The sequence below is a fragment of the Leeuwenhoekiella sp. CH_XMU1409-2 genome (genome assembly GCF_037029365.1).
Classification (GTDB): Bacteria; Bacteroidota; Bacteroidia; order Flavobacteriales; family Flavobacteriaceae; genus Leeuwenhoekiella; species Leeuwenhoekiella blandensis.
Map to the genome: position 1 here is coordinate 11804 of NZ_JAYMEI010000021.1, position 22380 is coordinate 34183.

Annotated in this window: 13 protein-coding genes; 2 read left to right on the top strand and 11 right to left on the bottom strand. The window is 41.4% G+C overall.

Going from position 1 to position 22380, the window contains the following annotated elements:
• Positions 1 to 7 precede the first annotated feature (7 nt).
• From WA338_RS17120 to WA338_RS17170, 11 genes are all read right to left on the bottom strand, one after another.
• Positions 8 to 1942, bottom strand: a complete 1935-nt coding sequence (locus WA338_RS17120; protein WP_273005057.1) for a tetratricopeptide repeat-containing sensor histidine kinase — start codon at positions 1940 to 1942, stop codon at positions 8 to 10.
• A gap of 90 nt (positions 1943 to 2032) precedes the next feature.
• Complete coding sequence (locus tag WA338_RS17125) at positions 2033 to 2932, bottom strand: pirin family protein (RefSeq protein WP_272985092.1); 900 nt, start codon at positions 2930 to 2932, stop codon at positions 2033 to 2035.
• A 72-nt stretch (positions 2933 to 3004) separates the two neighbouring features.
• Positions 3005 to 4426, bottom strand: a complete 1422-nt coding sequence (locus WA338_RS17130) for a TolC family protein (RefSeq protein WP_272985093.1) — start codon at positions 4424 to 4426, stop codon at positions 3005 to 3007.
• A gap of 85 nt (positions 4427 to 4511) precedes the next feature.
• Entirely contained in the window at positions 4512 to 5180 is a 669-nt protein-coding gene (locus WA338_RS17135; protein ID WP_167598696.1) for an ABC transporter ATP-binding protein, read from the bottom strand.
• A 29-nt stretch (positions 5181 to 5209) separates the two neighbouring features.
• On the bottom strand, positions 5210 to 7630 hold the full coding sequence (locus tag WA338_RS17140) for an FtsX-like permease family protein (RefSeq protein WP_336094301.1): 2421 nt from the start codon (positions 7628 to 7630) through the stop codon (positions 5210 to 5212).
• Positions 7631 to 7653: 23 nt separating this feature from the next.
• Positions 7654 to 10098 carry an ABC transporter permease gene (locus WA338_RS17145; RefSeq protein ID WP_273419662.1) on the bottom strand — a complete coding sequence of 815 codons (2445 nt, stop codon included), beginning with the start codon at positions 10096 to 10098 and terminating at the stop codon, positions 7654 to 7656.
• Between the two features lie 24 nt (positions 10099 to 10122).
• Entirely contained in the window at positions 10123 to 12549 is a 2427-nt protein-coding gene (locus WA338_RS17150) for an ABC transporter permease (protein WP_009778718.1), read from the bottom strand.
• A gap of 25 nt (positions 12550 to 12574) precedes the next feature.
• Complete coding sequence (locus WA338_RS17155; RefSeq protein ID WP_009778717.1) at positions 12575 to 14947, bottom strand: FtsX-like permease family protein; 2373 nt, start codon at positions 14945 to 14947, stop codon at positions 12575 to 12577.
• Between the two features lie 28 nt (positions 14948 to 14975).
• Entirely contained in the window at positions 14976 to 17390 is a 2415-nt protein-coding gene (locus tag WA338_RS17160) for an ABC transporter permease (protein ID WP_272985102.1), read from the bottom strand.
• Positions 17391 to 17480: 90 nt separating this feature from the next.
• Positions 17481 to 18185: an ABC transporter ATP-binding protein gene (locus WA338_RS17165; protein WP_009778714.1), complete on the bottom strand. Its 705-nt coding sequence runs from the start codon at positions 18183 to 18185 to the stop codon at positions 17481 to 17483.
• 55 nt (positions 18186 to 18240) lie between these two features.
• On the bottom strand, positions 18241 to 19494 hold the full coding sequence (locus WA338_RS17170) for an efflux RND transporter periplasmic adaptor subunit (protein ID WP_336094306.1): 1254 nt from the start codon (positions 19492 to 19494) through the stop codon (positions 18241 to 18243).
• Positions 19495 to 19699: 205 nt separating this feature from the next.
• On the opposite strand from WA338_RS17170, the gene WA338_RS17175 reads away from it, so the two are divergent.
• Both WA338_RS17175 and WA338_RS17180 read left to right on the top strand, forming a co-directional pair.
• Positions 19700 to 21046, top strand: a complete 1347-nt coding sequence (locus WA338_RS17175; RefSeq protein WP_272985104.1) for a sigma-54-dependent transcriptional regulator — start codon at positions 19700 to 19702, stop codon at positions 21044 to 21046.
• Positions 21036 to 22376, top strand: a complete 1341-nt coding sequence (locus tag WA338_RS17180) for a sensor histidine kinase (protein WP_009778711.1) — start codon at positions 21036 to 21038, stop codon at positions 22374 to 22376. Before WA338_RS17175 ends, WA338_RS17180 begins: the two co-directional genes overlap by 11 nt.
• The last annotated feature ends 4 nt before the right edge of the window (positions 22377 to 22380 follow it).

Sequence of the window (22380 nt, forward strand, 5' to 3'; positions counted from 1 at the left end):
CTACTTTTTAATAAGGCAATTTGATCACCGCTTTAAAACCAGTTCCGGGTTCTGTTTCAAAAGTAAGGGTTCCGCCGATGGCTAGAATACGCTTTTCCGTAATCTGAAGTCCATTTCTTAGCTGCAAGTCTGCTGTGCTCGCTCCGCGACCGTTATCTGTATAGGTTACTTCGAGCTGTTGCGACGCATTACTGAATTTTAAAGTAACCCGTTGAGCAGCGCTATGTTTACGCATATTGATCATCAACTCGCGCAACACTTTGTACAGCGTGATCTTACTCACTGCATTAAGCCGATCCCAATTCACCTGCTGGTAGCCTAACAACAACAAATTTGTCCCCTCTGGTGTCTGCTCGCGCAACATCCCGGAAAGGATTTGTGTATAGCCGGCTCCTGTATCAATCTCGTTGAGCGTACGCGAAAAATCCCTGCTTTGATCATATAAGCCTTCTAAACGATCTAGCACTTGCTCATTACCGGCATTACGCTGCAACATCAACATCACATTATTTAACCCCGAACCAAAATCGTCGTGCAAACGCCTCGAAATAGCAGCTTCGGTATCATAGGTGGCTTTAAGTCTGTCAATTCGATGCGCATCTTTTAAGCGTTTTGCACGGTATTTTTGATTGAAATAAATCAATACCGAAAGCAGTATCGCTACGACCAACGCGGCAATGATCCAAAGTTTTGTGTAGCGCTCTTCGGCTAGTTTTAATTCATTTTCAACATTTTGCTTTTCAAGATTTAAAAGCGCTTCCTGCTTGAGTTGGTCGTCGTATTTGTATTTAGCAAATTGTGTTTTGACTTTGAGTTCGCTTTCATACAAACTATCTCGTAATGCTATATAACGGTCTTTATACCTTAGATTTTCCGGATCTAATTTCATTTTAAAATGTAGAACATCCAGCTCAGCTCGTGGGACATGAAGTTTGCGTGAAATCCCTATAACTGAATCAAAATAGGCTGTAGCCCGTTGCGGTTGCCGCGTCATAAAAAACTCACCTAAATGCGTGTAGCTAGCCATAGATCCTGTGTGATCATTGGCTTTTTTACGTATTTCTAACGGAATAAAAAAAGCTTCTAACGGTGTTTCAATTTTAGAAGACCACATCGCATACGCCATATTATCAAGCACTCTTGCCTTTAAAGTACTAGAATCCTCAAGGGTTTCTGCCGGAATATCGTTAAGTAATTCAAGTGCTTTTGTATACTCTTGCTGATCAATATAGAGTGTTGCCAAGTTATTTTTATAAATCGGCAGATCTTCGCGAGGTGCTCCTTGTAAAATTTGATCATAGAGCGCTTCTGCTTCCTGTAGATTTTTTAGCCTGCGATGATTTTGAGCAAGACGGTCTAAGGTTGAGAAATACGTCTGAGCATTTTTACCTTGATCGATATATTTTAAAGCTTCGGTAAGGGTCTCTTTACTTCCAAAAAAATCATTTTGCCTTTTCTGAATTGCGCCCATATTTAACAAGGCTTTTCCTATCCCGTTACTATCTGACACTTTCTGGTAATAAAATTTAGATCGGTTATAGCGCACAAAAGCACTATCGGGCTGCTGTATGATGGCCTCAAAATAGTAACCCATCAAGTACTCCTGCATCGCCAAAATAGCGGGAGCATTCATAAACCGCGTGCGATTCATTTGTCTATCGTAAACGAGCAAGCTATCGTACTCACCTAATGATAAGTGCAAATAGTTCTTTTGGTAAGACAAGCGCGCAAAACGCTTCGTGTTTAGCTCACTATGCGCTTTTTCAAAGGCCTTATTCGCAAAATGTTTTCGCTCTTCTAAACTGTATTCCAGATTCTGCGCTTTCTTATCATAGAAGCTGATAGAATCAGAAGGGTCTTCGCTGGTTTTTAGGTCGGTATTTGAATTAGAGGTGCATCCTACAATTAAGAGAACGAAAATCACAAGAAAGCGGTAATACAAGGGGTCAGGATTTTAGCTTAAAACTTCTATGATTAGAAGCTAGTATATATAAAAAATTTAAAGCGCAATAAATTTGATTGAGTTTGAAGATCACTTAAACTGTCTAGGCTCTGGAAGCGGAACATATTCTTCTTCATCCCCCGGGACTTTAGGAAATGCGTCTAAGTTTTGATTTTTCCAATCGGTTTTGGCTTGCTCTAAAACAGCTTTATCTGAATTGACAAAATTCCAAAACATAAAACGCTCTTCATCAAATGGCTCACCGCCAAACAAATAAAGGGTAGTTTCCTCATTAGTTTCAAAAGCGCATAATGAAGCTTTTTTAGCCACCAGAAGTTGTTTGGTTCCGTAAGTGTTTCCTTCAACCTTTACCGAGCCTTCTAAAACATACATCGCCACTTCGCCATAAAGTCGGTCGCCTATGTCAATTTTTTGAGCAGCTTCGGTTTTTATTTCGATAAAAAACAGCGGACTATGCACAGGAACGGGAGCAGATTTCCCTTCAATTTCCCCTGCAATGAGCTTGTACTGAATTCCGTTTTCTTCCCACTTGGGTAAAGCTTCTTTTTCAATATGATAAAACGAAGACTCGCTTTGCTCCAGCGCTTTAGGTAAGCCGACCCAAATCTGAAAACCATGTAGAAATTTAGATTCGTCTCGCAGATATTCCGGAGTGCGTTCAGAATGCACTACTCCTTTTCCTGCAGTCATCCAGTTGACAGCACCCGGCTTGATCTCAACCGCATTGCCCAAACTGTCCCGATGAAAAATAGATCCTTCAAACAAATAGGTCAAGGTTGAAAGCCCAATATGCGGATGTGGAGGCACATCGAGATTTTGATATTCTTTTAAACAAGCAGGCCCCATATGGTCTATAAATAAAAACGGCCCCACGGCGCGCTTCTTTCTAAACGGCAGCAACCTGCCCACCATAAAATTCCCAATATCTGCTGCTTTTTCTTCAATTACCAGACCTACGTTTGATTGCATGTGCTACTCTTTTTAGATATAGTGTTTCTTACACATACCTTAAAAATAAGACAGAAATGCAAATTACAAGCATCACATAGCGATCCTTCCGCTATAATAATCTAAGATTCGTGACGTCAATAAATAGGCATAACGCGCGTTGGTAAGATTAATACGCGCATTGTCAAGGTTATTTTTACTGGTGATGTAGGCCACGCTGGTAGAAACACCCAAATTGAATTTCACTTCATTAATGCGGAAAGATTCTTCATAGGCTTCAACCTGCGCTTCTAAAAGTTGGAAATTTGAGTATGCTGTATCCAGATCATTGTAAGCGCGTGTTATATTTTGTTTTAAGGCACGCTTCGTCTGCTCCAGCACCACCGAAGCCTGATCGCGATTTACCTTTTGCAATTGTACAGCATTCTTTGCCTGAAAGCCATTAAAAATAGGAATGCTCACCGAAACACCCGCAGCACTATTCAGGTTGTTGTTGAACTGATCGGTGTACGAAATGGGAGAGGCTTCAAACAAACCTTCTTGTGTAAAGACAGCATAATCGGTCCCGTCAAGGCGCACAAAATCTCCGGTTTGTACGGTTTGCGTTCCGGCGTCTTCAAACAGGCGCGCAGCGCTAGAATAATTGGTTCCAAAATTTGCAAACAAACTGATTTGCGGTGCATATTGAGCACGGGCTACCGCAACTCCTTTTGCTGCTGCTTCCTCGCGCAATTCTTTTGCTTTCACCGCTGCTAAATTGTGCAACGCAGCCTCATAAACTGCATCTGCAGTATCTGACCGAGGTTCAAGATCCAGTAAAAGCACCAGTTGTGAAGCTTCGATAGGACGCTCTGTATTCAGCAGAAATTTTAGATCTGCAAGTGCATTGTTCAGACTATTCTTAGCGTCATTTACCGCGGTTTGATCTAAAGCTACTTGCCCTTGCAAATCGTGATAAGCCACAGGATCTCCGGTTTCTTCTTCTTGTAATTTATGAAGTCGGTTGAGTTGCTCTTTAGAAGTGATCAAGCGTGTTTCGGCTAGTTTTACTAACTCCCGAAAGTTAAGTACCTGAAGGAAACTCAAAGTCACATCAAGCACTAAATTCTGCCGTGCTTCTTCGATTTCCATTTCGGCGGCAGCCTTATTGAGACTGTTTTGCTTCAGCGTATTTAAAATTCGAAAACCGTCAAAAATGGTCGTATTAATACTGAGTCCGGCGTTAGAGTAGGTCAGCTCTTCATTCACATAGCTGTTTGTAAACGGGTCGATACTTCGGCCATTGCTCAACCCCAAATTATAATTGGCATTGATTGACGGAAGCAGCGCATTGCGGCTTTGCTTAAACTGAATGGTTTCGGTTTCTGCGCGTAGACCGGCAGCTTTTAAATCCAGGTTATGAGTCAGTGCGATCTCTATACACGCTTGCAAACTGATATTTTGTGTTTCTTGTGCATTTAACGTATAAACACAAGCACAAGCTACAAAGGCGTGCTTTAGCAATTTGATAAGCATACTTAATTGATTGATGATGAATTTTAACTAACAGCCCTGAGCAAGCCCAAGGCTGATGTTTCCCGATTGTCGGAAAAAAGGTTGATTAGGCCTTGGTTTTGCTTCCGTCTAAAAGGTGAATGATTCGGTTACCATATTCGGCATTGGCTTCAGAATGCGTGGCCTGAATGATCGTCACGCCTTCTTGATTCAGTTCTTTAAAAAGCTGCATGATTTCTTCTCCTTGTTTCGAATTGAGATTCCCGGTAGGTTCATCTGCCAGAATGAGTTTGGGTTTTGCGATCAAGGCACGCGCGATCCCCACAAGCTGTTGCTGCCCCCCGCTCAACTGACTGGGGAAAAGATCTTTTTTACCTACAATATTAAACCGGTCGAGCATGTCTGCTACCAAAGCTTTACGCTCTGAAGACTTGATATTTTTGTACAACAGTGGCGTTTCTATGTTTTCGTAAACCGTCAATTCATCAATTAAATGATAGGCCTGAAACACAAAACCAATGTATTCTTTATAGAGTTTAGAGCGGTGTTTTTCCTTAAGCGTATGTACCGACTCGTCCAGGAAATTATATTCGCCTTCCTGAAATTCGTCAAGCATCCCGATAACGTTGAGCAAGGTTGACTTCCCCGAGCCCGACGGACCCATTATCGAGATAAATTCGCCTTCTTCTACCTGAAGACTGATGTCATTTAAAAGGAAAACACGTTTTCCTCCTTGTTTGACCCACTTGTAAATATGATTGAGTTGTAAAAGCATAATGTATTTATAGTTCTATTCTAAGGTTCTTATTCGGTTCTTAAAGAGCGTACAGGATTTTGTGAAGCCGCCCTTATGGTTCTAAAGCTGATCGTGAGTAAAGCGATGAATAAAGCCGCAGCCCCGGCTGCGATAAAAATCCAAATGTTTAGGGTGATGTGACTGGCATAACCTTGCAACCAATTATGAGCAAACCACCACGCGAGCGGCACAGCAATAGCAAAACCTACAGCAACCAGTTTTAAAAAGTCGGTAGAAAGCATCAGGGTGATTCTAAGAACACTTGCTCCCACCACTTTGCGCACACCGATTTCTTTTTTGCGCTGCGCCACCATGAGCAGGGAGATCGCAAACAGCCCGATACAACTTAAGATAATCGCCAAGATCGAACCGCTGGTGATCATTGTAGCCATTCTTTTTTCTGCTTTAAACGTGCGGTCTACATTCTCATCGAGAAAGGACCCGAGAAAATCGGCCTTTGGCTCGATCTCGCCCCAAACTTTTTCTAAAAGCGGAAGTGCTGTTGCCGCTTTATTAGGAGCCACTTTTATATAAGCATAATGCATATTCCAGTCGGGCTTTAAAAATAACGTGAGCGGTGCCACCGAAGTGTTAAGCTTCTGAAAGTTGTAATCTTTCAACACTCCTACGACATTGTAAGCTACGCTGTCGTCCATAATAAACCGGGTTTCCAACGGATTCTTTTCCTGCAATTGGGCCGCCATTTGCTCATTGATCAACACCGCAAGACTATCTGAAGCATAGTCTCTTTTAAAACTACGGCCGGCAACCAGTTCCATATCTAAGGTTTCAGGATAGTCGTAATCTACCATCAAAATATGCGTGGTAACCATACGGCCTTTATACTCAAATCCCATCTGGCTTGTTCTGGAGCTTCCGTCGCGTCCCAGCCCCAAGCTGTTATTAGAAGCCGTGATGTCTAAAATTTCAGGATACGCCTGCAATTTATTCCGTAGTAATTGCATCACCTGCGCATCAGAACGTTTTCCGTTAAGCGGTATTGAAATCACTTGCTCTTTGTTATAGCCCAGATTTTTATTCCGCATAAAATCGATTTGTTGCCAAAGCACAAACGTACCACTGATCAATAAAATCGCGATCCCAAACTGAATGACCATCAGCACATCCCGCACCCGATTTTTACGCGTGAGATTGAGTTTTCCTTTTAAGGATTGAAGCGTCCCTAATTTAGAAAGCAGCAGTGCAGGATATCCACCGGCAATCAACGTGATCACCATAAAGACCAGTATAAAACCTAAAAGCACTTTAATACTAAAAACAGCTTCAAAAGTAGCCCGAGTTGAAAACAAGGTTTTAAAAGAATCTGAAAAAGCGGCCGCCAATGCACCTCCTAAAATTGCAGCACCCAAAAAAATAAAAATGCTTTCACCCCAAAACTGAAAAAACAGTTGTGCTTTGCCGGCGCCTAAGGTTTTACGCATCCCTATTTCCCGTAAACGCTGTGTGCTTTTTGCAATACTCATATTGATGAAATTCACACAAGCGATAAACAAGATCAAAAAGCCCACACCTAGCACCAAATACGGCATCGCTTTATCTACGTGCGCGATTCCGTAATCAAAATTGGCATAGGCTCGGTCTTGAAAAGGCAGTAAGCGTATTTGTTTGTAGTTTCCGTTTTGATCGGGCTGTGCTCCATCGCGCTTGGCGGCTTCTAGATCTTCTTTATAATGCAATTGTGTGAACGGAGCGGTTGCCTGCTCAAATTGTTGCGGAGTGACCCCCTGCTCTAGCTGTACAAAAACCTCGTGATTCTCTTTACTCCAATCGTCTTTAATACTCGCATAAGAGAACGAAGCCTGATTACTGAAATCTAAAGCTAAGTCAAACTTTATACTGCTCTGATCGGGGAAATCTGCTGTAATTGCATTTACTGTAAATAATTTCTCTTCTCCTTCGGTGATGACGCGCAGGGTTTTACCTAAGGCGCTTTCTTTGCCAAAAATACGTTCTGCCGCGTGCTCCGTTAGCGTTACAGTACTCAAGTCTTTTGTGGGTTGCGTTTCAACTCCGCGAAGTACAGGAAAACTAAACATCGAGAAAAAATCAGGATCTACGTAGGCAGCACTCATACGCAATTCCTTATCACCGGCTATGACCAAAACGCCTTTACCGTTAACTCGTGTGCTTTGGGCGATTCCCGGTACTTCTTCTTGTAAGGCCGGAGTAAAAGGCACCGATTTAGGAACGCTTGACACGATCCCTTCGGGCGTTTGTTCAGTGGAATACACCTGATATAAGGATGCATTATTTTGATGAAACCCGTCGTACGAAAGTTCGAAAAAGGCATACATTCCCAAGAGAACGGCCACCGCAAAGGCCGTACTCAAACCTACAAGATTCAGTATACTGAAGGTTTTATCCTTCCATAAATTCCGTAGGGCGATTTTGATATAATTCTTTAACATAAGGATTGATTTTGATTGATGAATTATTCGGTTCTCAGTGCTTTTACGGGATTGGCAATTGCGGCTTTCAGCGTTTTAAAACTCATAATGAGTACTGCAAGCAGCATCATCCCTAATCCGCTTAAGGCAAACACCCACCAGCTCATTTCGGTTTTATAGGCATAATCTTCGAGCCACTGATGTAATCCCCACCAGGCAATGGGCAGCGCGATCACATAGGCTACGATGACTAGTTTTAAAAAGTCGGTACACAGCAAGGCATTGATTTGAAGAATGGAAGCTCCCAACACTTTGCGAATCCCAATTTCTTTGGTGCGTCGTGAGGTGGTGTGAATTACCAGCCCCAACAATCCTAAACAACTAATGAGCACCGCAAGACCGGTCGCCCAGTTGAGTAAGGTTGCAATACGCTGCTCTTGCTTATAAAATTTTGAAATGCTCTCGTCTACAAACGAGAGCCTAAACTCCTCTCCGGGATACACCTCTTGATAAAGCTGCTCTACTTTTGCAATGGTATTTTGCCAACCGGAAGATGCACCGGTAAGTTTGACGTGCAGTGTTCTAAAATTGGTACGGCGATCTCGGCTGGTATCTCCGGTAAGCATCAGCGGCATCACTTTATCTTTAAGCGAGCGCTGATTAAAATCCTGCATCACTCCAACGATCAATCGTTGATGCGAATTGAGTTCAAGATATTGCCCTACAATTTTCTCAGGATCTTTAAAACCAAAAGCACGCATTCCGGTTTCATTGATCACATATTCTTCGATGGTATCATTAAGTGCTGGTCTTCCGGCAAGCAATTCGATATCATAAAGCTTTAGGTATTCGGTATCACCATTCAGAATTTGTAGTTCCTGAATAAGCTCCTGACCGTCTTTTTTAAAAATCCCCATTCGAGTCGCCATATTGAATGAAGCAGGCGGCATACCCCCCAGACTCACGTTTTGAATTTCAGGAATACGCTTCAATTCCTGTTCTAAAACAAGCCGTTTGTCTATTGAAAAATCATCCCATGGCGTTTGCAGGTAAGCAACAGCCTCGGTATTAAACCCTAAATCCTGATGCATCATATAATAGATTTGCTTTCCTACAAGGAGTGTGGCGATCACAAAAACCTGTGCAATCGCAAACTGAGAAACGGTTAACACCTGACGCAAAACGCCCTTTTCTTTGCTGCTCGAAACGCTTCCTTTAAGCACGCGTGCCGGTTTAAAACGGGACAACACGACTCCGGGATAGAAACCCGACAATAATGTGATCACAATAACAAGCACGACAACTAGTGCCGCAAACCAAGGAGTCAGCATAAGACTCAGCTCAATTCCTTCAGCCATAAAACTATCAAAAGCCTTAAGCGCTAAGACGCAGAAAACAACAGAACATAAAGCGGCTATAAGCGTGAGCAGAAAGGTTTCGCCTAAAAACTGAAGCACCAATTGACGTTTAGAGCTGCCCATGGTTTTGCGCACTCCAATTTCTTTAGCACGACTCGCTGCTTGAGCGGTATTCAAATTGATAAAATTGATGCTGCCTAAAAGCAACAGGAAAAGCGCCACAAAAACCAAGCTTATCAAAATACCTTTATCGGCTTCATAACCCGAATAGCCATAGGCGCCATACTCGTGATCAAAATGCAAATCAGACAAGGCTTGTAAATTGAACGTACGCTTATTGTTGTACTTGAGCATATCGGCATCAACGTGCGCTTCGCTCAAAGTAGCCAACTGCGTTTTGATTTGCTCCGGCGTACTCTGCTGCGCGATCTTGATATACAATTGCGAAGCATTATTGGTGTTTCCCCAATCATCACCAAAAATCTGATCGCTGCTTTCGGTTTGCTTTGCGGTTTCTAGCGAAATGAACTCATTAAAGTGTAAGTCGGTACGCTTGTCAAAATCTTCAACAATCCCGGAAACTGTTGCTGAAATGGTTCCATCATATACCAAAGATTGTCCCATTACAGCTGCTAAAGGCATATTCGGAAAATATGCTTCAGCACGCTTTCGGGTTAACACGACACTGTTGGGTTGCTGCAGCGCCGTTGCTTTAGAACCGGCGATCCATTTGTATTGAAAAATGTCAAAATAGCTGGCTTCGGTAAGAATTATACGTTCAGGATCTTTAAAGGTTTGCTTGTTTGCTTCGGCCTTAGCTTCAGAAATCCACCAATTATAAAAATAAGCCGATTGCTCAACACCGGTGAGTTGCTCCTTAGCAGCGATACGCATCGGCGGGGTAACCCCTCCGTTTTTATAATTCCCTTGCGGCGTTTCAAAATCGGTTACCACACGATAAATGCGATCGCCGTCCTCGTGAAAGGTATCAAAGCTAAAATCATAATACACCATGAGTCCGATCACAAACGAAGCACTCAACCCAATAGCCAGACTGATGACATTGATGGCTGAAAAAAGTTTGTTTTTCCAGATGTTGCGCCAGGCGATTTTGATATAGTTTTTAAGCATTTGTGTTCGTTTTTGATTGATGAATTATTCCGTTTTTAAGCTTTTTGCGGGATTGATAATTGCTTTTTTAGCCGATTGAATTCCTACGGTTAACATAGCGACACCTGTTACTACAGAAGCAGCAAGCCCAAAAACCCACCATTTTATTTCTATGCGATGTGCATAATCCTGAAGCCATTCGTGCATCGCATACCAACCAATTGGAATAGCGATAAAAAGTGCTACGGCAATGGTTTTTAAAAAGTCTTTAGAAAATAATAGCACAATAGATTGTACCGAAGCGCCAAGCACTTTCCGAATTCCTATTTCTTTTACGCGCTGCTCGGTTACCTGAACGATCAAACCGAAAACACCAAGGGCCGCCAGAAATAAACTAAGCGCACTAAAAAAGCTGAAGAATTGTAAAAGTTTGGTCTCAGCTTCGTATTGTTTTTGCAATAGGTCTGAAACATTATTGATTTCCAGAAGCTTGTAAGGATAAAACTCTTGCCACAATTCGTTGATTTTGGCTATAACTTTTTCTTCAGAGCCGGGTTTTATACGCATGAGTAGGCTTCCGCGATCTGGATTTTTATCAGCCTGAATCACGACTGGTTTTGCGCTGGTTCTAAGATTTTCATTATTAAAATTGCTTACAATACCAACAGGCGTTACTTCCAAATCTTTGTTAGCGACATTTAATTGATCAACTTTTAAAAGTCTTGCAGCCTGAGCGGTAATTAGAGATGGTCTTTTCTCCAACTCAGCTTTTTTGACCGAATCCATTTCAATATAAAAGCTTTGTGGCAGGGCATCACCGCCAAAATCATTGCTCAAAAATCTTCCTTTTTCAATTTCCAGCCCTAAAGTTTCAGCTAGGTCGGTATCGGCGAACATATACCAGATCTCCACTTCATCACCAGTTTTGTCCGGATTTTCAATTCTTCGATTCATACTTCCGCCTCCACCAGATGGAATCCAGGAAGAAATACTCGCATTTTCTACAAACGGACTTTTAAGTAATTCGTTTTTAAAACTCTCGCCTTTATTCTGCCAAGTCGAATATTTAATGCTTAAAAGATTGGAAGCATCGAACCCAATATCTTTAGATTTTAAAAGTGTTACTTGTTGGTTTACCACGATCATAGCGATGAGTACAACCAGTGATATTGAAAACTGAAAGACCACAAGCCCTTTTCTCACAAACTGAGTTTGGCCTGTAGCATTAGATCTAAATTTCTTGCGCAATGAAGCCAAAGGATTTATTCTTGAGATCAACAGCGCAGGATATAAGCCCGTTAGAACACTTAAGGCGAAAATCGATGCAATGGCACCTAAAAATAATAACGCAGAATTGCTAAAAGTAAGCGCCAAAGGATGATCGATATAACTTACGATGCCTGGTAAACTCAGCTGATAGATCGCAAAAGCAAGAATGCCAGAAATAAGAAAAAACAATCCAGACTCTGCCAAATATTGAGATATAAGCTGAAACCGATCTGCTCCTAAAACCTTTCTAACACCAGTCTCCTGCATTTTGTGAGAAGCTCTGGCTGTAGTTAGGTTGACATAATTGATGCAGGCGATAACCAATAATAAAATCGCTATCGCACCTAGAATATAAAGTTTCTGAGCACTTCCTTTGTAAATCTGGTTGCCAGCAAAATCAGATCTTAGATAAATATCTTGTAAAGGCTGTAACTCAAATTTATCTGGATGTTCCACTTCGGTATAATTTGAATACCAATTATTATATTTCGCTTCAAAGGTTGTTTTATCCACATCGTTTTTCAGACTTACATAATAGGTTTGAAAAAATCCAAACTGCTTTTTATTAAGTACCTCTGTTCTGGGTTTATGCAGATATATCACCTGCCCTCTTAGATGTGTATTTTCCGGAATATCTTTGAAAATCCCCGTGATAAGATACTCGTTAGGCTCATTGCTGTAAGAAGGCAGATCTTTAATGGTCTCTCCAACCGGGTTTCTACCGTTAAAAAATCTTTTTACCAAGGATTCTGAAATGATAATATTTAGAGTTCCTTCAACCAAATTTTCAGGATTCCCTGAAGTGATCTCAATATCAAACATCTCCAGAAATGAAGGGTTGGTGTAGATCACCTTGGTTTTTGTGCCTTCACCCCGAATATTTCTAAAACTAAAATTGGTGTCAAATTGTTCGATGGTGGTAATCGCCTCCACATCCGGGAAATCTTTTAAAGCGATATTAGTTCCTGATAATGCATAATCTCCTTTTTCTAAAAGTTCTCCATCCCGAGTAGTTATAGTATTCAGCCTAAAAATCTGGTCTTTTTTGGTCCAAAAGCTATCATACGATGATTCATCGATCACCACAGTGGTTACGGCTAGACAGGCTGCTAATCCAATCGTTAACCCAATAATATTGATTAGCGAATAAGTGCTGTTTTTAAGAAGATTCCGCCAAGCGATTTTGATATAGTTTCTAAACATATTATTGTTATTGCTATTCTAATTATTATTCTGTACGCAGTGATTTTACGGGATTTGCTATTGCTGCTTTTATGGCTTGAATGCTCAGGGTCAACAATGCAATAGTGATCGCAATACCTCCCGCTAAGAAATAGAGTTCATAAGGATCTGAAATTTTATAGGCAAAATCCTGTAACCAGGTTGTAGTTATATACCATGCTAGAGGCATTGCGACACAAAGCGCAATCACAATAAGTTTCAAAAAGCTGATAGACAACAAGTAGGTGATTTGAGCGATAGAAGCACCAAGAACTTTACGTATGCCTATTTCCTTTTTTCGCTGTGCTGCCATAAAAACTGAAAGTCCAAACAAACCTAAGCAAGAAATCAAAATGGTTATTGCGGCAAAAACATTCAGAATCTTCGCAGTGCGCTGTTCACTTTCATAAAGATTTTGATAATCTTGATCTAAGAAGGAATACGTGATCGCACTATCAGGTTTAAACGCTTTCCATACCTGTTGAATTTCTGAAAGGGCCTGAGCTGTATTCCCTTGTACCTTAATTAGAACTTTAGCAGACCAGTCATACTCTGCAAAAAGTGCTACCGGAGTGATCTTTTGATGTAGTGATACAAAATTAAAATCTTGCAGAACACCTTTGACATATCCAGCCCTTCCATTAAGATTTACTGCCTTTCCTATAGCTTCTTCTGGAGTAAATCCTAATTTATTTGCTGCTGTTTCATTCAACATAAAAGCATAAGTACGTTCTTCAGAAGCAACTTTCACTTGCATTTTATCGGTTTCATTAAAATTGGACCCTGCGATTACGTGCATATCCAATGTGGTAACATAGTCTTTATCTACAGGTGCTGCAGTTATTGAAATCCCGCTTTCTTGGCCATTAACCTGAATACTGTACCCGCCTTGCATATCTACCGGAGTATGAGAAGATGTCGTGACGTTTGATATGGACTGCGAGGCCAATAATGCATTTTTAAAAGACTCTACCGTTTGTTGAGACATTCCGTTAGCATCGACAACAACAACATTAGATCGATCAAGACCTGTATCGGTATCTTTAATGTAATCAAGTTGCCTTTTTGCTACCAAAGTACCAATGATAAAAACTACGGAAACCGTAAACTGAAAGACAATTAGCAACTTTCTAACACTACCGCTTTTGCTCAGGGAGGAGGTGTTATTCTTTAAGGCAGTTGCTGGTTTGAACCTCGATAAAATAAGTGCAGGCCAACCTCCTGCTAATAGTGTAGTACTGCAAAGCAGAACTACCAGAGTGATTACGAAGTATGACCAATCCCAACTAGCAAGACTTATATTTAATCCTGTCAGATTATTAAATGTGGGTAGCAATGCGAGTGCTCCCAACGTACCTATCATGATAGCCAAAACAATTATAACCCCTGCTTCGGTTAAAAATTGAGCAATTAAGCTTTTACGCGGAGCACCCATCACTTTACGCACACCTATTTCTCTAAGACGCTCAACAGATTTTGCTGTCATTAAATTGGTGAAATTTATTGCCGCTATTGTAAGTAACAACACTGCTAATGCTCCCAAAATGAATAAATAGGTTTTCAAATTACCTGATGCTTCAGCCGAAAGATGATCTTCATTAAGTGGAACAAAGTCAAAGTGCATCTTAAAACCAGCCTGAAAATCTTCCTCAAATTCCTTTTGAACAAAGGCATTAAACTTTTGCTCTACCTGTGTACGTTGTTGTGCATCTTTCAGCAGCAAATAAGAATGATCGTTTGCTGAATTCCAGATTTCCCGTTCAGCACGCTTACTTGATTGATAAGATCCCAACAAGTCAAATTGAAGCGAAGAATACGGTAAGTTATCTTCAATCACTCCGGTTACTTCCCATACATTATCATTAATAACAACTGACTTTCCTAAAGCCGGTTGAGCTCCAAAATATCGGGTAGCAGTGGTTTGAGTAAGTATTACAGCATTAGGCTTGTTTAGAGCTGACTTAGAATTACCATTTAAAAAATCAAAACTGAAAATATTAAGAATGGATGCATCTGCAAGAATCATATTCCTTTCAGTGAAATTCTTACCATCTATTTCAACCTCCCGACGATCATATTTATAAACACGCACCGCATCTTCTACTTCAAAAAATTCCCGCTTGGCTACGGGAGCAACTGCAGTTGGCGTGTAGCGTGAAATGGTAGCTTCTGCATCAGAAGGAGACTTATAGCTATAGTTTACATATACGATACGATCTGCCTTCTCATTAAAACGGTCATACCGCAATTCATTTAAAATATAAGTTCCGAGGAGCAAAAAACTTATAACGCCTACAACCAAGCCTGCAAGACTTAATGAACTCGTCAACGTATTCTTACGGAGACTTCGCCAGGCGATTTTGATATAATTTCTAAACATTTGTGTTCGTTTTCTGTTGCTTGTTTTCCTATTCCGTTTTTAGCGATTGGGTTGGATTTTGAAGTGCAGCTTTTATACTCTTAAAACTGATCGTAGCCATTGCTATAAAAAGTGTGATACAAGCCGCTAGCACAAATTGCCCCAACTCTAGATCCACGCGATATGCAAAATCCTGCAGCCATTTTTGCATTAAATAATAGCCTATGGGGAACGCAATCAGAAAGGCAATGGCTACCAACTTGATAAAGTCTTTAGCGAGCAAGCCTACTATTTCTGTAACGCTCGCGCCCAGCACTTTTCGAATTCCGATTTCTTTAAAACGCTGTTCGGTGGCAAAGGTGATCAGACCAAACAAGCCCAGACAGGCCACAAAAATGGTTAGCATCGTGAAGATGCTTAGAATCACTCCCATTTTCTCTTCTTTGCGATAAGTTTCCTCAAATGAATCTTCTAAGAACGAATAGGTAAAAGCTTGTTCAGGATTGAATGTTGCCCATTTTTCTTCAGCAAAATCGAGAACTCCCGCGACGTCGGCATTCTTGGTTTTTACGATCAGACCGCCGTAAGGATTGTACGCCAAGACCAAAGGATCGATCTCGCTATGCAAGGACTTAAAATGAAAATCTTTAATGATCCCTATAACCGTCAGGCGTTCATTTTCAGTATCAGCCGCACGTTCAAAAGTTGCTCCTATAGGATTCTCTCCCAACCCTAAAATTTTAGCTGCCTGCTCATTCAGGATCACCTTATCAGATTCATTTTTTAATTCCGTAGAAAAATTGCGTCCTTCAATCAATTCCAGTCCCAACGTGGGGATATACTGCTCATCTACATCATAAAAGAAAAATTTTCTCAGGTAAGTGTTATTCTTAAAAATTCCGCGCAAATGATTGTCTGTTTCTCCCGCAGGAACAAAAGCCGATCTGCTTATACTGGCAATTCCGGGGTTTTGAAGCAACTCTTCTTTATAAGCGTTTACACGTTCTGATCCCATTTTATAGGCATCTCTCAACACGATCACCTGGCCTTTCTCATAGCCTAATTTTTTATGCTGAATGAATTGCATCTGTTTATATACCACGATCGTAGCAAGAATCAAAGAAGCCGAAATCACAAATTGAAAGATCACCATCCCGCTTCTCAAACTTGTGCTGCGACCGCTACGCGCAATTTTATTGGTGATGGCCGCCAGCGGTTTAAAACCAGACAACACAAATGCCGGATACGCCCCTGCAAAAAGACTTATGCCCATGATGAAAACCACAAGCAGTAACACATTTTGAACCGAAATAAAATCAAGCAGCGCAAGTTCTTTTCCGGCCAGCGTATTGAACGCCGGTAAAAGCAAGACGATGATGCCTATCGCCAGAAGCGTTGCAAAAGTTGTAGTAAGTATAGATTCGGTTAAAAACTGCGTGATCAATTGCTTTTTGGCCGAACCCAAGACTTTACGAATGCCCACCTCTCTGCTACGCTTTGTTGCGGTTGCTGTAGCGAGATTCATAAAATTAACGCAGGCGATCAACAACATAAATAACGCGATCGCACTAAAAATATAGACGTATTTGATATCTCCCGTGGGAGACAGCTCGGTATTCGGACTAAAATCTGAGTGTAAGTGAATATCAGTGAGCGGCTGTAAAAACAAACCTAATTTGTTGTTCTGCTGAAATTCTTCATAAGAAATCCCGATAGCCTGCTTGACCTGATCTCCTATATATTTTTCTAAAAGCGCAGGAATTTGTGCTTCCAGCTGTGCCAAATCGGTCTCCGGCTGAAGCTCTAGATAGGTCGCAAAACCTGAGGTTACCCACGAATTTGATGTGCTGCGTGTATTGTGCTGCATAGGTATAAAGACATCAAACTGCAGATGGGTGTTTTGCGGAAGATCCTCGAGCACCGCGGTTACTTCGAGCGCTTCTTCAATATCCTGAAAGTACACACGTTTCCCGATAGGATTTCCTGTACCAAAATACTTTTTAGCTTCAGATGCGGTAAGTACAATGCTGTTGCGGTTTTCAAGCGCAGTTTCAGGATTTCCTTTGAGGAAATTCAAGTGGAATATTTCAAAGAAATTAGGATCTACAAAAGCGGCTTTCAACTCTTCATAGCTGGTATTCTTGTACTGTACCTGCGGATTGTAGACCATACTCAGTCGCGTAGCATTTTTCACTTGCGGAAAATCTGCCTTAAAAGATTTGGCCACCGGCGCAGCAACCATGGCTTCTTTGAGTTCTTCTCCGTTTACATTTCCGCGAAGCACGACACGCGCTATACGATCTGCATTATCAAAAGACTGCTCGTAGCTCAACTCGTCCCAAACGTAAAGCGAGATCATTAAGCAACTGGCAATCCCTATGGCAAGACCACTGCTATTCAAAAAGAACAGGGATTTGTCCTTTTTGAGATTCCGCCAGGCGATTTTGAAATAGTTTTTAAGCATAACTGATTACATATTGGGAGTGATGAAGTCCCGTTTATTTGATTGATTTTCGGTAGCTGCCGATTGATGAATGAATCCCCATAAGGAATTTTAAACTTCTAGTGTTTTGCTTTTATACTCGGTCAATACATTTTCGGTTACTTTTTGACCGTCGAGCATCCTGATGATGCGGTGGCTGTATTTGGCATCGTGCTCACTATGTGTAACCATAATGATCGTCGTCCCGGCTTCGTTGAGTTCGGTAAGCAGGTCCATTACTTCATTACCGTTGCTGCTGTCCAGATTTCCGGTAGGTTCATCGGCAAGTATGAGTTTAGGATTATTCACCACGGCGCGTGCTACGGCCACACGTTGCTGCTGCCCTCCAGATAATTGCTGCGGAAAGTGTTTGCGACGGTGCATGATTTGCATTTTCTCAAGTACTTCGTCCACACGCTTTTTACGTTCTGCAGGTTTTACGCCGGTATAGATCAGCGGAAGCTCTACATTTTCAAAAACGGTGAGTTCGTCAATGAGATTAAAGCTTTGAAAAACAAAACCGATGTTGTGCTTACGCAAATCGGCACGCTTGCGCTCATTAAAGCCGGCAACTTCAATTCCGTTGAAAATGAAACTTCCTCCATCAGGATCGTCCAGCAAACCAAGGATGTTAAGTAAAGTTGATTTACCGCAACCCGAAGGTCCCATAACGGCTACAAATTCACCTTCCTGAACCTGAAAAGACAATTTATTTAAGGCGATGGTACGCACTTCTTCGGTGGCGTAGTATTTCTCTAAGTCTGTAATTTTTATCATTAGGAAACGATTAGTGTTAATAGGGTGATGATTAGTGTTGTCATAGGTTTATATTTTAATCCTGAAGTACCAATTCTTGTACTTCTTCGTAGTTATCATAACTGCTGGTGATCACACGATCGCCGGGTTCTAAGCCGCTTAAGACTTCATAATATTCGGTGTTTTGACTGCCTAGTGAAATGTCTGCTTTATACGCTGACGCTCCATCTTCACTTACTTTGAAAATCCAATTTCCACCGGTTTCTTGAAAAAAGCCCCCTTTCGGAATCAATAGCGCTTGTTTTTCCTGACTTAATGCTACACGTATTTGCAGCGTTTGCCCGCGACGAATACCTTCAGGAACTTCAGATTCAAATTCCATATCTACTTGAAACCTTCCGTTGGTTACTTGCGTGTATACTTTTTTGATGACCAAAGTGTAGTTCTTTCCATCAAAATCAAAGCTTCCGGTCTGACCGGTATAAATTCTAGAAATGTAATGCTCATCGATATCTACACGCACCTTATAACCGCTCAACACATCAATTTGCCCCAGACGCTCTCCTTTATTTTTAGACTGTCCAATTTCAGCATCCAGCGAAGTTAATTGCCCATCAACCGGCGCTTTCACCACGAGATCAGCCACTTTGCGACGCATCAACTCCAAGGCATTTTGTGTACGCTGGTACGAACTGCTCACTTGATTTTGTTCCTGCTTTACCGCCAAAGAATCTTGCTCCAAAATTTGCTTAGCGAGTTGCATACGCTCTTTCTGGTAGTTGTAATCATTTTGAGATTTGATCAAATCCTGACGCGCGATCGCATCCTTATCGTAAAGTTTTTTGTTGAGTTCGTATAAACGCTTGGCCTCAATAAGACTGTTCTCAACATCGGTATATTGATTGAGTTTATTAATGGTATTCTGGCGCGCTGCGTTTTGCGAAATCTGCATCTGCGTCAGCAAATTATACACCTGTGTTTCCTGATTGACCAAACTCAATTCTAAGTCGGTGTTTGAAAGCCGTAAAATGGGTTCGCCCTTTTTCATAATCGCCCCATCTTCTACAAACTTTTCTTCAACGCGGCCACCCTCTAAGGCATCGAGATAAATAGTTGTGATAGGCATTACCACCCCATTCACCGGGATATTTTCTTGAAAAACACCTTGCGTCGCAGTGGCAATACTTATGCGTTCTTTTTGCACATTGAGTTTTGCATTTCCGGTAGTGGATAGGATCACAAAAAGGATGAGCGCCACGATACTCATAGCACCAACGATCATCAGTATTTTAGAAGTTGTAAAACGCTTTTTTTCTAAAGGGATGTCCATAAATAAATTGTTTGCACCCTTTAGTTAAACAATACTGTGCCAAAAATACAATTAATTGAATTTCAGTATTTTAACAAATAAATACAATTTAAAAGTGTTCGATTTTGATACACTTCATGTACGCCTGCGATACAGTTTATTGACCTGTAGAAATAAGTCTTTTAATCCCAAAAACTGAAGCCTTATAAATTGTAATATTGTACGTATGCAACTCAAAGACGCCCATATATTAGTCATTGATGACGATGAAGATGTGCTCACCGCGCTACGGCTTTTGCTCAAACCCAAAGTAAAACAGGTGGTCGTGGAGAAAAATCCTAATGCGCTGCAAGGACTCCTCAATGCGCAGGATTTTGATGTTGTTATTCTCGATATGAATTACAACGGACTCGTAAATACGGGAAATGAAGGTATTTTTTGGCTGAATAAAATCAAATCCTGGAAACCGGCTACAGACGTAATTCTCATCACTGCCTATGGCGATATTGATCTTGCTATACGATCGCTTAAAGAAGGGGCTTCTGATTTTCTGGTCAAACCCTGGAAAAATGAAAAGCTTCTCGATGCCATCAGTGAAATCCTGACCAAAAAACGCAAAAACAAAACCCTTAAAATCAAGCTGGATTCGGCGACCGAGATCATTGGGGAAAGCGAACCTATGCAAGAGGTTTTTGTAAAGCTGAAAAAAGTAGCGCCCACCGATGCTAATATTTTGGTTTTAGGCGAAAACGGTACCGGTAAAGACCTGATCGCACGTTCTATTCACGAAAATTCGTTGCGTAAGCACAAACCTTTTGTAAAAGTAGACGTGGGTGCGCTCACCGAAAGTTTGTTTGAAAGCGAACTTTTTGGCTACAAAAAAGGCGCATTTACTGATGCACGCGAAGACCGAAAAGGACGTTTTGAAGCCGCCCACGGCGGAACCTTATTTCTTGATGAAATTGGCAATATTCCCTTGCGGCAACAGGCGCGGTTGCTCACGGTTTTGCAAAACCGGCAGGTGACGCCTTTGGGAGCCAATGAGGCGATCCCGGTAGACATCAGGTTGATTTGTGCAACCAATCTTAGCCTGAAGGATCTCGCGGATGAAAAAACCTTTAGAAAAGATCTTATCTACCGCATCAATACAGTTGATTTGATCATTCCGCCGTTGCGGGAACGCCAATCTGACCTCACCTTACTCGCGCATTATTTTGTGAAACTGTATGCCGAAAAATATGGCAAAGCTTCTTTTGAGCTTGATCCCGACTTTATCAAAAAGCTTAAAGAGCACCCGTTTCCCGGCAATGTACGGGAGTTACAATATGCATTAGAACGCGCTGTTATTATGGCTGAAGGAGGAATTCTACATGCTGAAGATTTGGCTTTTTCCCCCATCGAACAACAGCCTGAAACCGAACTCAAATTAAAAACGACCAATTTGGATGCGGTTGAAAAAAACACCATCCTAAAGGTGATCGAGAAAAACAAAGGCAACATCTCAAAATCGGCTAAAGAATTGGGTATTACACGCACGGCCTTATACCGCAGACTCAACAAATATGACCTATAAACGCTATACCGCCGGACTCTTACTAAGGGTGTTGCTTTTGCTGGCAGCGCTGGTGGTGTTGGCCTTTGGCCTCGTAAAGTTGAATACTTATGCGATACTGGGAGGAAGTCTGGCAAGCATTGGTTTGCTCTATTTTTTACATCAATTTCTCATCAGGCGTTTTGTAGCGATGGATGATTTTTTTGAAGCCGTCAAGTACCGCGACTTTTCACGATGGTTTTCAGAAAAACACGGTCCGCAGGATCTTAGAAATTTACATAAAGGCTTCAATTCGGTAAACAAAACCATCAAAGCCATCAACAATGAGCGTCAGGCGCAATTTGTCTATCTTCAAAAAATATTAGAGATGGTTGATGTGGGTATTATTGCCTACAATTTAGATTCAGGCGCTATTCTTTGGGCCAACGAATCTATACTGAGCACGCTTGATCTACCTGCGTTTAAGAACATTCATTTTGTTGAAAAAAGAAGACCGAAACTCTACGAGGAGCTTTTTGATACGTATCGTACCGAAGCGACTTCCATAAGTATTACGTTGAAAAACGAACATCTGAAAGTCTTGATCTCTGAAACAGTTTTTCAGGTAGAGGAAGATGCTTTTAAACTGGTCGTGTTGCAAAATATTGAAGACACACTTAATCAGAATGAATCTGATGCCTGGAAGAAATTGCTAAGCGTGATGACCCACGAAATTATGAATAGTATCGCGCCTATTTCTTCCCTTGCCGAAACCTTACAACAGCACATCGCAGCTTCAAAAACCAATCAAGAAACTGAAATTGATCTGGATGATCTGCATGCTGGCATCAGCAGTATCAAAAAGCGAAGTGAAGGGCTGATGAAATTTGCAAAAACCTATCGCAGCCTGAGTAAAGTCACGCACCTCAATCTGGAAACGGTGAGCGTCAACGAACTCTTTACAAACATAAACGACTTGCTGCAGCCCACACTTGCAGACAAACCTGTGGAGTTAAGTTTTGGAATGGATCAGCCGGAGATGCTTTTAGAAATTGACAGTTACCTCATCGAGCAGGTTTTGATCAATCTTATTCTCAATGCCATTGACGCCACAAAAATGGTCGCACAGCCTAAAATTTATGTCAACGCTACGCAAAACGCTAAAGGTCGTGTGCTATTGAAAGTTTTAGACAACGGCAGCGGCATTCCAGAAGAAATTAAAGAAAGTATCTTTATTCCTTTCTTCAGCACCAAAAAGACCGGTAGCGGTATCGGTCTGAGCTTGAGCAAACAGATTATGACCTTACATAAAGGGAAAATTCAGCTTAAAAGCGAACCCGGCACAGGAACCGAGTTTACGCTTCAGTTTTGAGAAC

Excerpts from the sequence above, each read along its gene's own strand:
- WA338_RS17125 (WP_272985092.1), bottom strand. The coding sequence starts at position 2,932 with ATGCAATCAAACGTAGGTCTGGTAATTGAAGAAAAAGCAGCAGATATT.
- WA338_RS17130 (WP_272985093.1), bottom strand. The coding sequence starts at position 4,426 with ATGCTTATCAAATTGCTAAAGCACGCCTTTGTAGCTTGTGCTTGTGTT.
- WA338_RS17135 (WP_167598696.1), bottom strand. The coding sequence starts at position 5,180 with ATGCTTTTACAACTCAATCATATTTACAAGTGGGTCAAACAAGGAGGA.
- WA338_RS17140 (WP_336094301.1), bottom strand. The coding sequence starts at position 7,630 with ATGTTAAAGAATTATATCAAAATCGCCCTACGGAATTTATGGAAGGAT.
- WA338_RS17145 (WP_273419662.1), bottom strand. The coding sequence starts at position 10,098 with ATGCTTAAAAACTATATCAAAATCGCCTGGCGCAACATCTGGAAAAAC.
- WA338_RS17150 (WP_009778718.1), bottom strand. The coding sequence starts at position 12,549 with ATGTTTAGAAACTATATCAAAATCGCTTGGCGGAATCTTCTTAAAAAC.
- WA338_RS17155 (WP_009778717.1), bottom strand. The coding sequence starts at position 14,947 with ATGTTTAGAAATTATATCAAAATCGCCTGGCGAAGTCTCCGTAAGAAT.
- WA338_RS17160 (WP_272985102.1), bottom strand. The coding sequence starts at position 17,390 with ATGCTTAAAAACTATTTCAAAATCGCCTGGCGGAATCTCAAAAAGGAC.
- WA338_RS17165 (WP_009778714.1), bottom strand. The coding sequence starts at position 18,185 with ATGATAAAAATTACAGACTTAGAGAAATACTACGCCACCGAAGAAGTG.
- WA338_RS17170 (WP_336094306.1), bottom strand. The coding sequence starts at position 19,494 with ATGGACATCCCTTTAGAAAAAAAGCGTTTTACAACTTCTAAAATACTG.
- WA338_RS17175 (WP_272985104.1), top strand. The coding sequence starts at position 19,700 with ATGCAACTCAAAGACGCCCATATATTAGTCATTGATGACGATGAAGAT.
- WA338_RS17180 (WP_009778711.1), top strand. The coding sequence starts at position 21,036 with ATGACCTATAAACGCTATACCGCCGGACTCTTACTAAGGGTGTTGCTT.